The organism is Micromonospora coerulea (assembly GCF_016598485.1).
GTDB lineage: Bacteria > Actinomycetota > Actinomycetes > Mycobacteriales > Micromonosporaceae > Micromonospora > Micromonospora coerulea.
The window spans coordinates 345,954-359,558 of sequence record NZ_JAEMUW010000002.1 but is presented as its reverse complement, the minus strand read 5'-3'; the positions used below and the strand labels follow the sequence as shown (position 1 = coordinate 359,558).

General features: G+C 70.8%; 15 protein-coding genes and 2 pseudogenes. 7 read left to right on the top strand and 10 right to left on the bottom strand.

Annotated features, from left to right (window positions below; all coding sequences use genetic code 11):
* The first annotated feature begins 30 nt into the window (after positions 1-30).
* Together I8N68_RS04065 and I8N68_RS04060 are read left to right on the top strand one after the other, a co-directional pair.
* Positions 31-1,449, top strand: a complete 1,419-nt coding sequence (locus tag I8N68_RS04065; RefSeq protein ID WP_200207772.1) for an FAD-dependent oxidoreductase — start codon at positions 31-33, stop codon at positions 1,447-1,449.
* Positions 1,449-2,735: an MFS transporter gene (locus I8N68_RS04060; protein ID WP_200207770.1), complete on the top strand. Its 1,287-nt coding sequence runs from the start codon at positions 1,449-1,451 to the stop codon at positions 2,733-2,735. Before I8N68_RS04065 ends, I8N68_RS04060 begins: the two co-directional genes overlap by 1 nt.
* Before the next feature lie 130 nt (positions 2,736-2,865).
* Here the strand turns inward: I8N68_RS04060 and I8N68_RS04055 are convergent, their stop codons facing one another.
* The 3 genes from I8N68_RS04055 to I8N68_RS04045 are packed head-to-tail and all read right to left on the bottom strand — an operon-like array spanning position 2,866 to position 4,786.
* Positions 2,866-3,564 (bottom strand): cation diffusion facilitator family transporter, encoded by a 699-nt coding sequence (locus I8N68_RS04055; protein ID WP_200207768.1) that lies wholly within the window; start codon positions 3,562-3,564, stop codon positions 2,866-2,868.
* On the bottom strand, positions 3,561-3,920 hold the full coding sequence (locus tag I8N68_RS04050) for an ArsR/SmtB family transcription factor (RefSeq protein ID WP_200207760.1): 360 nt from the start codon (positions 3,918-3,920) through the stop codon (positions 3,561-3,563). The genes I8N68_RS04055 and I8N68_RS04050 overlap by 4 nt, the downstream gene beginning before the upstream one ends.
* Positions 3,921-3,961: 41 nt before the next feature.
* Complete coding sequence (locus I8N68_RS04045; RefSeq protein WP_307812566.1) at positions 3,962-4,786, bottom strand: ABC transporter ATP-binding protein; 825 nt, start codon at positions 4,784-4,786, stop codon at positions 3,962-3,964.
* A gap of 159 nt (positions 4,787-4,945) precedes the next feature.
* Between I8N68_RS04045 and I8N68_RS34460 the strand changes: the two genes are divergently transcribed.
* Positions 4,946-5,245 (top strand): DUF7737 domain-containing protein, encoded by a 300-nt coding sequence (locus I8N68_RS34460; protein WP_443673257.1) that lies wholly within the window; start codon positions 4,946-4,948, stop codon positions 5,243-5,245.
* A gap of 93 nt (positions 5,246-5,338) precedes the next feature.
* Here the strand turns inward: I8N68_RS34460 and I8N68_RS04035 are convergent, their stop codons facing one another.
* Positions 5,339-6,691, bottom strand: a complete 1,353-nt coding sequence (locus I8N68_RS04035) for an RNA-guided endonuclease InsQ/TnpB family protein (protein WP_307812596.1) — start codon at positions 6,689-6,691, stop codon at positions 5,339-5,341.
* 253 nt (positions 6,692-6,944) lie between these two features.
* Between I8N68_RS04035 and I8N68_RS04030 the strand changes: the two genes are divergently transcribed.
* A complete protein-coding gene (locus tag I8N68_RS04030; protein WP_200207754.1) occupies positions 6,945-7,178 on the top strand; it encodes a hypothetical protein in 234 nt (77 codons plus the stop codon).
* On the top strand, positions 7,151-7,435 hold the full coding sequence (locus I8N68_RS04025) for a hypothetical protein (protein ID WP_200207752.1): 285 nt from the start codon (positions 7,151-7,153) through the stop codon (positions 7,433-7,435). The genes I8N68_RS04030 and I8N68_RS04025 overlap by 28 nt, the downstream gene beginning before the upstream one ends.
* Positions 7,436-7,518: 83 nt before the next feature.
* Here the strand turns inward: I8N68_RS04025 and helR are convergent.
* From helR to I8N68_RS34165, 4 genes and pseudogenes are all read right to left on the bottom strand, one after another.
* Positions 7,519-9,662 (bottom strand): annotated as a pseudogene (helR, locus tag I8N68_RS04020) (RNA polymerase recycling motor ATPase HelR).
* Between the two features lie 80 nt (positions 9,663-9,742).
* Positions 9,743-9,886: a hypothetical protein gene (locus I8N68_RS04015; protein ID WP_200207749.1), complete on the bottom strand. Its 144-nt coding sequence runs from the start codon at positions 9,884-9,886 to the stop codon at positions 9,743-9,745.
* Positions 9,883-10,158: a hypothetical protein gene (locus I8N68_RS04010; protein ID WP_200207747.1), complete on the bottom strand. Its 276-nt coding sequence runs from the start codon at positions 10,156-10,158 to the stop codon at positions 9,883-9,885. Before I8N68_RS04010 ends, I8N68_RS04015 begins: the two co-directional genes overlap by 4 nt.
* Positions 10,159-10,235: 77 nt before the next feature.
* The gene (locus I8N68_RS34165) at positions 10,236-10,484 is read right to left on the bottom strand and encodes a PNPOx family protein (RefSeq protein WP_372433674.1); all 249 of its coding nucleotides are present in this window, start codon (positions 10,482-10,484) and stop codon (positions 10,236-10,238) included.
* A 731-nt stretch (positions 10,485-11,215) separates the two neighbouring features.
* Between I8N68_RS34165 and I8N68_RS33525 the strand changes: the two are divergent.
* Positions 11,216-11,467 (top strand): annotated as a pseudogene (locus I8N68_RS33525) (low temperature requirement protein A); the annotation flags it as partial.
* On the top strand, positions 11,447-11,743 hold the full coding sequence (locus I8N68_RS33520) for a low temperature requirement protein A (protein ID WP_307812595.1): 297 nt from the start codon (positions 11,447-11,449) through the stop codon (positions 11,741-11,743). The pseudogene I8N68_RS33525 and the gene I8N68_RS33520, both read left to right, overlap by 21 nt.
* Positions 11,744-11,831: 88 nt before the next feature.
* Here the strand turns inward: I8N68_RS33520 and I8N68_RS03995 are convergent, their stop codons facing one another.
* Both I8N68_RS03995 and I8N68_RS03990 read right to left on the bottom strand, forming a co-directional pair.
* Positions 11,832-12,209, bottom strand: coding sequence for a DUF2255 family protein (locus I8N68_RS03995; protein WP_200207743.1), 378 nt, complete (start codon positions 12,207-12,209; stop codon positions 11,832-11,834).
* A 112-nt stretch (positions 12,210-12,321) separates the two neighbouring features.
* Positions 12,322-13,341, bottom strand: a complete 1,020-nt coding sequence (locus I8N68_RS03990) for an alcohol dehydrogenase catalytic domain-containing protein (RefSeq protein ID WP_200207741.1) — start codon at positions 13,339-13,341, stop codon at positions 12,322-12,324.
* Between the last annotated feature and the right edge of the window lie 264 nt (positions 13,342-13,605).

The following is a 13,605-nucleotide window of genomic DNA, read 5'->3' as shown; positions in this document are numbered from 1 at the left end:
GAAAGTTTTCAAGACAAGAGGAGTTGTCCGATGAGTGCCCTTGACGACCTGCCCGTCGTGGTGATCGGCGCCGGTCCGGTGGGCCTGGCCGCCGCCGCGCACCTGCACGAGCGCGGCCTGCCGTTCACCGTCCTGGAGGCCGGCGACACCGCCGGCGCCGCCGTGCGGCAGTGGGGTCACGTGCGCGTGTTCTCCCCGTGGCGGTACAACATCGACCCGGCCGCCCGGCGGCTGCTCGACGACGCCGGCTGGGTCGCCCCCGACCTGGAAGCCCTGCCCACCGGCGCGGAACTCGTCGACGACTACCTCCAACCCCTGGCAGAGCTGCCGCAGCTCAAGCCGCGCCTTCGCTACGGCGCCCGCGTGGAGGCGATCAGCCGTCTCGGCCTGGACCGGCTCCGCACCGCGGGACGCGACTCCGCCCCGTTCCTGGTCCGCCTCGCCGACGGCGACGAGATCCTCGCCCGCGCGGTCATCGACGCCTCCGGCACCTGGGGCACCCCGAACGTCCTCGGCTCGTCCGGCCTGCCCGCCCGAGGCGAGAGGCAGTCCGCTGCCTACCTGGAGCACGCGCTGCCGGACGTGCTCGGCGGGGACCGGGACCGGTTCGCCGGCCGGCACACCCTCGTCGTCGGCGCGGGTCACTCCGCCGCCAACACCCTGCTCTCCCTCGCCGAGCTGGCCGCCGCCGAGCCCAGCACCGAGGTCACCTGGGCGATCCGGTCCGCGTCCCCGGCCCGTACCTACGGCGGCGGCGACGCCGACGCCCTGCCGGCGCGCGGCGCGCTCGGCTCGCGGCTGCGCGAGCACGTCGACGCCGGCCGCATCAGGCTGCTCACCGGCTTCTCCGTCCACGCCCTCACCCCGACCGGCGACCGGCTCGCCGTGGTCGTGCGGCACACCGACGGCGGCGAAGAGTCGATCACCGTGGACCGCATCGTCACCGCGACCGGCTTCCGCCCGGACCACTCCATCGCCGCGGAACTCCGGCTGGACCTCGACCCGGTCATGGGCGCCACCCGCGCCCTCGCGCCGCTGATCGACCCCAACGAGCACTCCTGCGGCACCGTCCCGCCGCATGGCGTCGACGAACTCGCCCACCCGGAGGCCGGCTACTACGCCGTCGGCATGAAGTCCTACGGCCGGGCGCCGACGTTCCTGATGGCCACCGGCTACGAGCAGGTCCGCTCCGTCGTCGCCGCCCTCGCCGGCGACTGGCAGGCGGCCCGCGACGTCCAGCTCGACCTGCCCGGAACCGGAGTCTGCAACAGCAACCCCGCCGACTCCACCGGCGGCGACAGCTGCTGCGGCCCCGCCCCGAGCCTCGAACCGGCCGGCAAGGGACTGGCCACCGGCATCTCCGGCGGCCTGCTCGCCGCACCGCTGAACCTCATCACCCTCAACGCCGCACCCGCTGGCGGTCAGGCCGGCGGCTGCTGCGGCAGCTGATGACCAGCAACCCCACGATGGTGCCCGCCGACCCCGCGGTCGACGGGCACCATCCGCACGGCTGGCGCATCGTCGCCGCCCTCGCCATCACCTCCACCGTCGGCTACGGCACCCTCTACTACGCCTACGCGGTTCTGCTGCACCCGATGGCCACCACCCTCGGCGCCTCCACCACCGCCCTCACCGGAGCGCTCACCGCCTCCGTCCTCGCCGGTGCACTCATGGCCATCCCCGTCGGACGGTGGCTCGACCACCACGGCGGGCGCGCCCTCATGACCTGCGGCTCCCTCGCCGCCACCGCCCTGCTCGTGGCTTGGTCCCAGGTCCACACCCTCCGGCAGCTCTACGCCGTCATGATCGGCATCGGGATCACCGGCGCGATGGTGCTCTACGAGCCAGCCTTCGCCGTCATCGTCTCCTGGTTCACCCCCGACCGGCGCGCCACCGCCCTGCTCGCGGTCACGATCGTGGCCGGCTTCGCCAGCACCATCTTCATGCCGCTGACCGGCCTCCTGACCGAACGTCTCGGCTGGCGCGGCGCCCTCCTCGTCCTCGCCGCCGTCCACGGCGCGCTCACCGCGCCCCTGCACGCACTGACCGTGCGCCGGCCCCCGCACGCCCCGGCGACGCCGGCACCGGACGTCCCGACCCGGCCGGACCACCACCAGCGGCGCGCGATCGTCAAGGCCGCGATGCGTGACGCCAGATTCTGGATCCTGGCCACCACGTTCATCGCCCAAGGGGCGGCCACCAGCACCATCACCGTCCACCTCGTCGGCTACCTGGCCAGCCGAGGCCACCCTGCCACCTTCGCGGCCGCCGTCGCCGGCCTGCTCGGCCTCCTGTCGGTCACCGGAAGGCTCGTTCTCACCGGCGCCCGCCGACGGCTGCCCGTCACCACCATCGTGGCCGTTGTCTTCGCCATCCAGGCCGTGGCCGTCCTCGCCATGCCGCTGCTCGCCGGCACCCGCGCCGGCGCCGTCATCACGGTCGTCGGCTTCGGACTCGGCTTCGGCATCACCAGCCTCGCCACTCCCGCGCTCCTCGCCGAGCGCTACGGCACGAGCGCCTACGCCACCATCGCCGGACGACTCGCCGCCCCCGTCACCATCGCCAAAGCCGCCGCACCCCTGGCCGCCGCAGCTCTGCTCCACACAAGCGGGAGCTACCAGCCTCTCCTGGGCGCCGTCGCCGCCTGCTGCGCGCTGGCCGCCATCGGCATCACCAGCCGATCGGGAAGCACGCTCGCCCACCGGGCAATCGATCGCGGGAACGACCGACCGTGACGGCCGCCGCCTCTGTGGTCCCTCCCGACCACTCCTGATCGTCGGGCGGCATCCTCAGTTCGCTCGGCCGGTCACGAAGTTGCGGTGAGGACGGCTGGTGAGACAGCGAGCCAGCAAGCCGGAGGCATCGTCACGCCTTCCCGTCGGTACAGCAGCCGTCAACGCAGTCCGCGGGTTGGCCGGTGCCTGCGCCAGCGGCAGGCAGGGGTGCGCAGTCGTCGCAGTGCTCGCCGCGCCAGGCATCCACGCCTTCCTTGACCGCGACGCCGGCGATGACCAGCGCGGCGATCGGGTCGGCCCACGACCAACCCCACGCGGCGTTGAGGACCAGGCCGACAAGTAGCACCGCGGACAGGTACGTGCAGAGCATGGTCTGCGTCGAGTCGGCCATGACGGTGACCGAGCCCAGTTCTCGACCGGTGCGCCGCTTGGCGGCCACGAGCAGCGGCATCACGATCAGCGACGCCACGGCCAAGCCGATGCCGACAGGACTGGCGTCAGCGTCCCCGCCGGCAAGCAGCGAGCGAACGGCGTCGAAGGTCACCCAGGCCGCCAGGGCGAAGAACGACAAGCCGATGAGCCGCAGCGCGAGCCGTTCCCGGTCTTCGGGCACCCGGGAGCGGAACTGCCAGATCAGCACGGCGGCGCTGGACACCTCGACGAACGAGTCCAGGCCGAAGCCGATCAGGGCCGTGGAGGAGGCCGCCGCGCCGGCGGCGATCGCGACCAGGCCCTCCAGAAGGTTGTAACCGGCGGTGGCGTAGGCGAGCCACAGGCTGCGCCGGGACAGCACCGCCCGACGCTCCGGGGTCAGCAGCGACAGGCTCACGCGCTCACCTCGGCCGGGGTGTCGACGGGAGGTCCGTAGACCGGGCACAGGGCAACCGCTTCACCCGTGGCCGCCAAGAGCTGTTCCGCCGAGCGCAGCAGGTCCAGCAGCTCCGGCCGAGTCAGGGTGTAGAAGGACTGGCGGCCCTCCACCCGGTAGTCGACCAGGCCACAGTCACGAAGACACGCCAGATGCTTCGACACACTCGACTGCGCCAATCCCAGTTCGCCGGTCAGGTCCACCACTCGCGCCTCCCCGTACGCCAGCCGGCGCAGAACAGCCAGCCGGGTCGGGTCGCCGAGCGACCGGAACAGCGCCACGGCAGGGGTCAGCCTCGAGGTGCAATCAATCGCCACGGCGCGATGATATCCCGCCTCCGGAATGGTCCCTACCGTGGTCAACGGGAAAGGGCGGGTCCAGGTAGCACGTAGGCGGTCCCGCGGACGGTGAGCCGGACGTGTGCCCCTGGCGGATAGTCGGTTGGCTGATCCAGGATCCGTGCGGTCACTCGTGTTCCGTCGGGCAGCTGGAGGGCGAGGAGGGCGTCGTGGCCGTGGAACAGGTAGTGACGGACCGTTGCGGATACACCCGACGCGGCAGCGTCGTTCAGGCGCAGCTGCTCAGGCCGGATCAGGAGGGTGACGTCCCCCTGGTGCGAGCTGGCGAGGGCAATGGTGCCAAGCCGCATCTCGGCTGTGCTGCCGTGGGCGGTGGCGTCCACGAGGTTGGCGTCGCCCACGAAGGCGGCGATCCATTGGTCGGCCGGCCGGTGATAGAGGTCGGAAGGACTGCCGGTCTGCCTGACCCTGCCGTCGTACATGACGGCGACCTGGTCGGCGATGGAGAGTGCTTCGGTCTGGTCGTGCGTGACGAGGACGGCGGTGGTGTTGTCTGCGCGCAGCGCGGCGCGCACGTCGGTGCGTAGTTCCGCGCGCAGGCTGGCGTCGAGTGCGGTGAACGGTTCGTCGAGCAGGATCAGCGGTGGGCGTGGTGCCAGGGCGCGGGCAACCGCCACCCGCTGCTGCTGTCCACCGGACAGCTGGTGGGGCATCCGCTTGCCGTACCCGGCGAAACCGACGAGGTCGATAAGTCGCTCGGGCTCATATCGCGCTACCAGCTCGTACCCGGTGTCGAACTGCCCACCCCGGTCGTCGTGTTCTGGCTGTTCGCGGTTGGGCAGCGGCGAAGGCCACCACCACCGGCCGGAAACTGCTCGTGACACTCGCGATCATCGCCACCGTGCCAATGTTCTTCGGGGACGTCGGACGCGAGGGCGTCATCGTCACCGGCCTTCTGCTCATGATCTGGGTAGCCGACCTACCCAGCCTTCCGGTGCTCAACCGCGCCACAGCAGCGCTGGCCACCAGCTCCATCTACATCTATCTCACCCACTGGCAGATTTTCCGGCCCATCGACGACATCTCCCTGCCCCTGGCACTGCTGGCCAGCCTCGCCTTCGGCATCGCCTACGCCATGCTCGTCCCACGGGCAGCCGCGAAGGTGGCAAAGACCGCACGCAGCTCAAGGCTGTCGGCAACGGCGGCGCGATCGGCACGAGCCGGTCTTCCTGCCCTTCGAGGACGACCGGCTCGCGCTGATCCTCAGCAAGGCGTTTCTGCTTGCCGACGACGCCCGGATCACTGACCCCTCGATCGTGGCCCCGCTGCACGGACGCCGTTGACCGATGGCCGGGCTGGTCGGCGGCGTACGGCCACTTCAGGCGTTCGGTCTGGTGTTGCCTAGATGAGGGCGTCGCTGCCTAGTGCGGTGTCCACTAACGTTCACCGGGTTTGCGGTGGGTGTTGTGGATCCTCGCCTGTTGGGCGAGCGACTCCCCATCGGGTGGTGGGGCGGGCCTGCGCGGGCCAACTGATCCTCGCGCCGCCCGGGGTGGGCGGCGGGGGTCACGCCGGGACCGCCCGGCACCGGGTAGGTGCCGGCCGGCTCGACGGTGCTCGACCACCTCCGGCAGCACGACGGCTGTCGGGGTGGTGGGTCCACCACCCGGAGTGCGGGTGGCGATGCTGGCGGCCGCGACCAGGTCGCGGTGCCCGGAAAAGCGGCAGTGCGGGCAGGACAGGGTCCGGCCGCGGGGTTTCGGTACCCGGCGGTGGCAGGCGGGGCAGGTGGACGAGGTGCCGCGTTCGTCGACCAGCCGGACGGCGATGCCGGCGAGGGTGGCCTTGTCGGTGAGGACCTGCAGGAGCCGGCCGATCTGCCACTGCCGCAACCGCAGGTTGTGCCGCCGACCCGCAGGAATCTCCAACACCCCGCGGGGGTCGCCGACGTGCAGCACACCCACCCGCTGCCGCACCGCCCACGACACGACGCTGCGGGCGGCTTCGTGCTGGGCCTGACGGACCCGCCGCCGGTGCCGGCCCTCCACCAGCCGCGCCCGACGCCGGTATTGCCGCCACCGCCGGGACCCCTTCTGCCCTGGCCTGGGGGCCCGGCGGGCGACAGCACGGCGGCGGGCTTTCGTGTCGGCCAGGTGCATGCGGTGCTCGGCGCGGATCGCCCGCCCCGACACCATTAACCCCTCCCCGTCGGGGCCGGCCACCGCGTAGGGGTGGATGATCCCGAGATCCACCCCGGCCACCCTGGCCGGGTCCGGTTCGTCGCCGGGCGGGTAGACCGCCACCGGCACCTCAGCGGTCACGTCCAGGAACAGCCGGCCACCCTCACACAGCAGCGTGACCGAGCGGACTTGCTCGACCGGATACGGCACGTCGCGCGCCAGACGCACCCACAACGGCGCAGTGCCCTTGGCGGTGGGGATCCGCACCCGGCGGCCGTCGAGGGTGAACGTGCCGTGATACCAGCGCACCGGCACCAACCCCCGCCGCCGACGGGGGAACCGCGCCGACAGGTCACCGGCGCTGCGGCGTTTCGCCGCCGCGAACCACGAATCGGAGAACCGGCGCAACACCGACCGCGCACCCGTCGAGTCCAATTCCCCGAACGTGCCCGGCCCCGACGCGGACAGCTCGCGGCACAACTCCTGATAGCCGGACAGCGGCGCGTCCCGCCGCCGGCGCCGCCACCCGTTGACCTCCAACACACACGCCCACACATCACCGGCGGAGCGCAGCAGCCCGAAACACCGCCGCCGCTGCCCCGGCGTCACCCGCAACGCGACACGCGCGGTGCGATGCACAACCCGCGGCAAGGCGGGATCCCGACGGCGAGGCACGAACCGAAGCCAACACCAGCCCTACGACAATTCCCCAACCCCGACCAACCCCGCCAACGTTTGTGGTCAGAGCACTAGCTGTCGATCAGGACGTAACGGTTCAGCCTTGGAAGGGGCAGGACCACTGGGCACGAGTTGCCGGCGTGGCGATACTGCTGCCATGGGCGGATGCCGACCGAAGCGGATCATGATCGTCGCCATGGCGCTGGCGACACTTGCGATGCTGCTGTCGTCTTGCACCGTCCCGAGGGACGGATTCGCGGGCGTCACCCTTGACGAGAACGGCAACGCCCTCGGCGTGTTGCGCACCTGTAAGCACCCGCTGGACGGGGCGACGCTGTGGTCGGATGAGTCAGGGGGATCCGACAACCCGCACGCCGCCGTGGTGGGGAGATGGGAGAGTTCACCGACTCGACCGTGACCCAAGCGCTGACCTGGCCGTTGGGGGCAACATCCGCCGCGGGCGTTACCGCGGAGCGGCCACCCGAGGCGATGTCGCCGGAACGGACCTTCACCTTGCGCGGCTGGACCACGGACAACTCCTGGTCCGTCGTGTATGTCCGCTTCACGCTGAACGACCTGGAGCACCTTTCCGTTGGGAAGATCCTCGTGCGGGAGCCTGGCGCAGAGCCGAGATTGGTCAGCGAGCCGGAGTTCGACGCGTTGATCTGTGACTGACACCTGCTGCTCACGACCGCTCACTGCGCAGACTCCTCCTGTCGGCGGTCTCGTCGGGCACCGTGTCTGGTGCGGGCACGTTGTCAGGAGCTCGTGAGGATGACGAGTTGCTGGGTCGCTCGGGTCATTGCGACATAGCGGTCGACCGCTCCTTCGATGCCCTTGCCGAACGCCTCTGGGTCGATGAGGACGACCAGGTCGAACTCGAGCCCCTTCGACAGCTCCGGGGTCAGCGACCGGACGCGGGGCATCGCCCCGAAGGTGGGGTCGCCGATGACGCAGGCGATTCCGTCGGCGTGCGCGGCGAGCCAGGTGTCGAGGATCGAGCTCAGATCAGAAGCAGATCCGTGTACGACGGGGACCCCGCTGCTGCGGATGGAGGTCGGCACGTTGGCGTCCGGAAGTACGGCCCGGATGACCGGCTCGGCCTCCGCCATGACCTCTTCCGGCGTCCGGTAGTTGATGCTCAGGGACGCCAGGTTGATCCGGTCGAGCCCGATCCGCTCGAGCCGCTCCGGCCACGACTCCGTGAACCCGTGCCTGGCCTGGGCGCGATCCCCGACGATGGTGAAGCTCCGGGACGGGCAGCGGAGCAGCAGCATCTGCCACTCCGCGTCGGTCAGTTCCTGGGCCTCGTCCACGACGATGTGCGCGACGGGCCGGCGAGCCGGTCGGGTTCGGTGCTGGGCAGTGCGGCCTCGTCGACCAGGGCATCCCGCAGATCCTGTTGGCGCAGCATCGTCAGCAGACCCTCACCGTCGTCGTAGGCGTCGGCCTCGATCAGGTCGTCGACGACCGTGGCCATGCGCTCGCGTTCGACGGCGACGGCGGCGTCGTGCCGGCGCTTACGCCGTGACGCCTCCGGGTCGCCGAGCCGCTGCCGTGCCGCGTCCAGCAGCGGCAGGTCGGACATTGTCCAGGCCTGGGCGTTGCCGCGCTGTAGCCTCCGAACCTCGTCGGGGCTGAGCCAGGGAGCGCACCTGTGCAGATAGGCGGGCACCGACCACAGGTCTGCGACGAGGTCGGTCGCTTCGAGCAGCGGCCAGGCGCGGTTGACGGTCGTGAGCAGTTCCCTGTTCTGTAGCAGCGACCTGCGGACCAGGTCCTCCGGCTCATCGCCGTCGTACTTCTCCATCAGGATCGTGAGCAGCTCTTCCCAGATCTCGTCACGCGCCTCGTTGTGCGGGGTACCGGGTCCCGGCGCCTCGAACGCCTCGGCCCAATCGTCGGCGCTCAGCCAGATGTCGGACTCGCCGGTCGTGACCGTCATTCCCTTGGCCGGCGGCTCCTCGTAGAACCGGACAGCCGCCTCGATCGCCTTCACCAGGTCCGCCGACGACTTCAGGCGGGCCACGTCCGGGTCGGTCTCGATGGTTGCCGCGGCGCCCTCGGGCACGAGGTCCCGCAGGGTGCAGATCTGCACGTCCTCCTCTCCGAGGCTGGGAAGGACGTCGGAGACGTAGGCCAGGTAGGGCTGGTGCGGACCGACGAACAGCACCCCGCCCCGGCGGTGACCGAGACGAGGGTCGGAGTAGAGGAGGTAGGCGGTGCGGTGCAAGGCGACGACGGTCTTCCCCGTACCAGGACCGCCGTCGACGACGAGAGCGCCGCGGGATCCCGCTCGGATGATGGCGTCCTGGTCGGCCTGGATGGTGCCGAGCACGTCTCGCATCCGGCCCGACCGGTTGCTGCCCAGGCTGGCGATGAAGGCGGACTGGTCGTCGAGCGCGGCGTGCGCCTCAAGCCCGTCCGGGGTGAACACCTCGTCCCAGTAGTCGGTGATGCGACCGCGCGTCCAGCGGTACCTGCGGCGGCTTGCCAGACCCATCGGGTTGGCGTGGGTCGCTCCGAAGAACGGCTCAGCCGCGGGGGAGCGCCAGTCGAGCAGAAGCCGACGACCGGTGCTGTCCGTAAGGCCGAATCGTCCCACGTACACCGGCTCGGAGCCGTCCCCGCCGACCATGCGTCCGAGGCACAGGTCCAGACCGAAGCGACGCAGGGCGCGCAGGCGAGCGGTCAGCCGGCGGATCTCCATGTCCCGGACCACCGCCTGCCGGCCTTTGCCGCCGGGCGCCTTGCGCTCGGCATCGAGGCGGTCGGACAGGTCGGTGATCGACTGCTCGAGGCTCTCCGCGATGGCCGCGAAGTGCTGCTCGTCGCGGGCGATCAGCGTCGGGTCGGCCTTGGGGGAAAGGTGGTCGGGAAGGTCAAACACGCTGTTGGTCAGAGGGCCCACGTCATCAGCTAGGTCGTCCGTCACGATCGCCGCCGGGGTAGCGGCCACGCCCGGCTCGGGTTGAACCGTCATCAGCTCTCCTTGGTGTTGGTGGGTGTGGCCGGGCCGCCGGCGAGCATCGCGAACGCCTCGTCCACCTGGTCGGCGAGCGGGGAGGCGCCGTCGCCCGCCGTGGCCCGGCGGATCATCGCGGTGCGGAACGCGGCGCCCGTCACGGCCGCGACGACCTGCGCGTACGCGTCGTCGCGCGGCCCAAGACGTGGTCGCGGACGTTGTCCACCGCTGGCGGGCCGATGGACGTCCGGTGGATGTTGAGCGCCGCGTCGAACAGCGCGTCATAGTTCTGGGCGTCCAGGTCCCACCGCACCCGGTTGTCGATCGCGTCGCGGCGGGAACGGCCGGTCCGGCAGCGGGTGCGGCGGGCGGTGCGGGGACGACAGCATGACCACGACCGGCAGTCACCCAACCGGTCCAGGCGCGACAGCATGGCGAGCGGCCTGCCCAGGCCCGCTCCACCCCGTGTGCTACGTCGCCATCCCCCCGCTCAGGCCTGGGTAGCCCGTCCTAGCGAGATTTCACACCGTACGGCTCGCTCGCGGCCCGTTCAGCCCACGAGATGATCCTGGTAGGGGTGATCCTGATGATCTCTCGAGAGAGGTACGGCAGGGGCGGCTCCTGGTCCGTCAGCGCGACCGCCGTGCCCCGGATCTCGATGCCTCGGGGCGCCCACGGATCGACCGTCGCCAGGTCGTCCACGACGAACGCGACCGTGCTGCCCTGCTGGACGTTCCGGAACCTCTTCGACGAGCCCAGCGCGCCCCCGCCGATGACGATCGTGCCAGTGCCGGGCGTCGACGAAGAAGTTGGTCGGGTTGTTCTGCACCTGCCCGTCGGGCGAGACGGTGGCCAGCCGCCCGATGCGCTGCGTGGCCAGGTAGTCGAGTTCCGCTTGGGTGAAGACCATGCACGTCAGCATGAAACCCCGTCCCCGCGCGACCCGATCGTCGACAAGAACACACGCATTTCGCGGCTCCCAATTCCGTAGGTTCTGGCCTCGGCCGGCAATTCTGCGGCACGACCCGGGTCTTGCGGCAAGTCCCCCGGTGCGGTATATGTTGAGAGTGGAAGGGAGTGCGTACTTCCCCTTTCCTTGATCGTCCGCTGGACGGACAACCTCCCCGCAAAGCGGTGGCGCGCCGCGGCCTTGTTCGCCCGGACGAACCAGTGAATCTGCGGTGCGCGTCGGTCAGCACCTCCCTGCCCGGTGGTGGCCATCTACCGATGCTTCCGTCTGTCTGCTGCTTAGAGTGTTGGCGAGTCCGGCGGTGCAGATGCCGGCGGCGCCGGCCCGTGGCGGGCCGAGGCTGGAGGGGAGGGACGGGCGGCGTGTCCGCGGGCGGCAGCGGGCGGCGTGGGTTCTTCGGCGCGGTCAGTCCCACGGGTGAGGGTCAGCCGGTCACCCGGTTCGAGTTGTTGTTCGACCTGGGGTACGTCTTCGCCGTCACCCGGGTCACCAGTTACATGGCGGGCGCCCACACCGCGCACGGGTCGCGCAGGGCTTGCTGCTGCTCGCCCTGTTGTGGTGGACGTGGTCGGGGTACGCGTGGCTGGGCAACCAGGCTCGGGCTGATCAGGCCCTGCTGCGGGTGGGTATGTCGGTGGCGATGGCCGCGCTGTTCGTCGTCGACCTGACCATCCCCGAGGCCTGGCATGACAAGGCCGGCGGTCTCAACGGTCCGCTGGTGCTGCTGACCGCCTATCTGGTCGTGCGCTGCGTGCACCTGGTCCTCGCCCACGCGGCCGGGGATCACCCGCTGGGCTGGTTCTACGCCGCCGCGCTCTGCGGCGGAGCCGCGCTGTACCTCGCCGGGCACCTGCTGTTCGCCAACCGCCTGCGGTACGCGGTGCACGTCGGCCGGCTGGTCACCATGGCCGTGCTGCTGGCCTGGCTACCGGCCGCGGCGGTCCTGCCGCCGCTGGTCGCACTCGCCGTCCTGGCAGGCATCCTCGCCGCCCTGATCGCCAGCGAGACCGTCCGGTACGCCGACGTCCGGCGGGCTCTGGGGCACTGATGATTTGATGCCGAAGGGATCGTCGTGAGCGCTGTCGGCAGGCGGGGCGGCGCCTGCCTCCCGTAGCAAGGATGGGCGAGGGCCTGCGTCAGCGGGGAACGAGCCGGATCGTCGCGGCGCGGGATCCGGGGTTGACCACGCCGCCGACGATGTCCGCTCCGTACCGTCGGGACTTGCTGCGGTAGGCGTCGTCGATCCGGTCGTTGAGGTCCGGGTCGGTGTCGACCACGAACGTGACGTCCTTGTGGACGCCGCCGGAGCGGATGTGGCCCTGGTGGCGGGTCTGAGTGCCGCGGAACCACGCGCCGGAGGTCCCGTGCATGGAGCGCACGTACAGGTCGTCGCCGTCGCGGACCACCCACATGGTGACGGGATGGCGCAGGCTGCCGTCACGGCGTTCGGAGGTGAGGTCCAGCTCGTCGGCTTGCGCGATGCTGGTGAGTTCGTCTGGTGTCCAACCGGGCATCGGTGGTCTCCTTCGTGCTGCTAGGCGGTTGGATCCGGGCGCGACGAGCATGAGACGGCACGCCGCGCCCGGCCCTTCGAAGCGGGGGAGTGTCACCACCACGGGTGATCGGTCAGGGGCGGACCAGGACCTTGAGGGCCTCGCGGCGGTCCATCGCCCGGTACCCGTCGGGCACCTCGTCGAGACCGATGGTGCGGTCGAACACCCGGCCCGGCTGGACGGTGCCGTCGAGCACCGCGGGCAGCAGCTCGTCGATGTAGGCGCGCACCGGCGCGGGCCCGCCGGTCAGGGTCAGGTTGCCGCCGAACAGGCCCCACCCGATCGGCCCCTCGTCGTACTGTGGAACACCGACCCGGCTGATCACCCCTCCGGCGCGGACCACACCGAGGGCCTGCTCGTACGCCTCCCGGTGGCCGACCGCCTCGAGCACGGTGTGGGTGCCGTCGCCGTCGGTGAGCTCGCGGACCTTGGCGATGCCCTCCTCGCCGCGCTCGGCGACGACGTCGGTGGCGCCGAATTCCACACCGAGGTCGGTGCGGGCCTTGTGCCGTCCCATGAGGATGATCCGCCCCGCGCCGAGCTGCTTGGCCGACAGCACCGCGAGCAGGCCGACCGCGCCGTCGCCGATGACGGTGACGGTCGTGCGCGGGTTGACGTTGGCGCGCTTGGCGGCGTGGTACCCGGTGCCGTACACGTCGGCGAGGGTCAGCAGCGACGGCAGCAGCGGCGAGTCCTCTTCCACCGGCAGCGTGACGAGGGTGCCGGCGGCCTGGGGGACGCGGACGAACTCGGCTTGGGCGGTGGTGAAGAACCCGCCGTGGCGGCAGGAGGTCTGCACACCTTCGCGGCAGAAGGCGCAGGTGTTGTCCTGGAACGCGAAGGACGCCACCACCAGGTCGCCCTGCTTCAGCCCGGTCACCCCGGAGCCGAGGTCCTCGATGACGCCGAGGAACTCGTGGCCCATCGGCGCCCCCTGCGCTGATGCCGGCATGGTGTGGTACGGGTGCAGGTCGCTGCCGCACACGCAGGTCCGTACCACGCGCACGACAGCGTCGGTTGGTTCCTCGAGCACCGGGTCGGGCACGTCCTCCACCCGTACGTCTCCGGCCCCGTACATCAGCGTCGCTCGCATGAGATTCCTTCCGAATATGTCTGTCAGGTGCTGTCGCCCGGCAGCGGCCTGCCCGTGCGATACCCATTCAAACGGGTACTCGTGGGACAGGGAGATTCTGTCGTAACAGGTGCTGTAGAACCCCGCTTGGCCTATACCCGGTCGCAGGTCGGCAACCGGTGCCGCCCCTGTGCAGCCTCCTGCGGTCGATTGTGTTCGTACCCGGATCGGGCTGCCCGGCTGGTGCGGCAAGCCGACCCTGGTCCGCGCCGCTGAGGCAGTGGC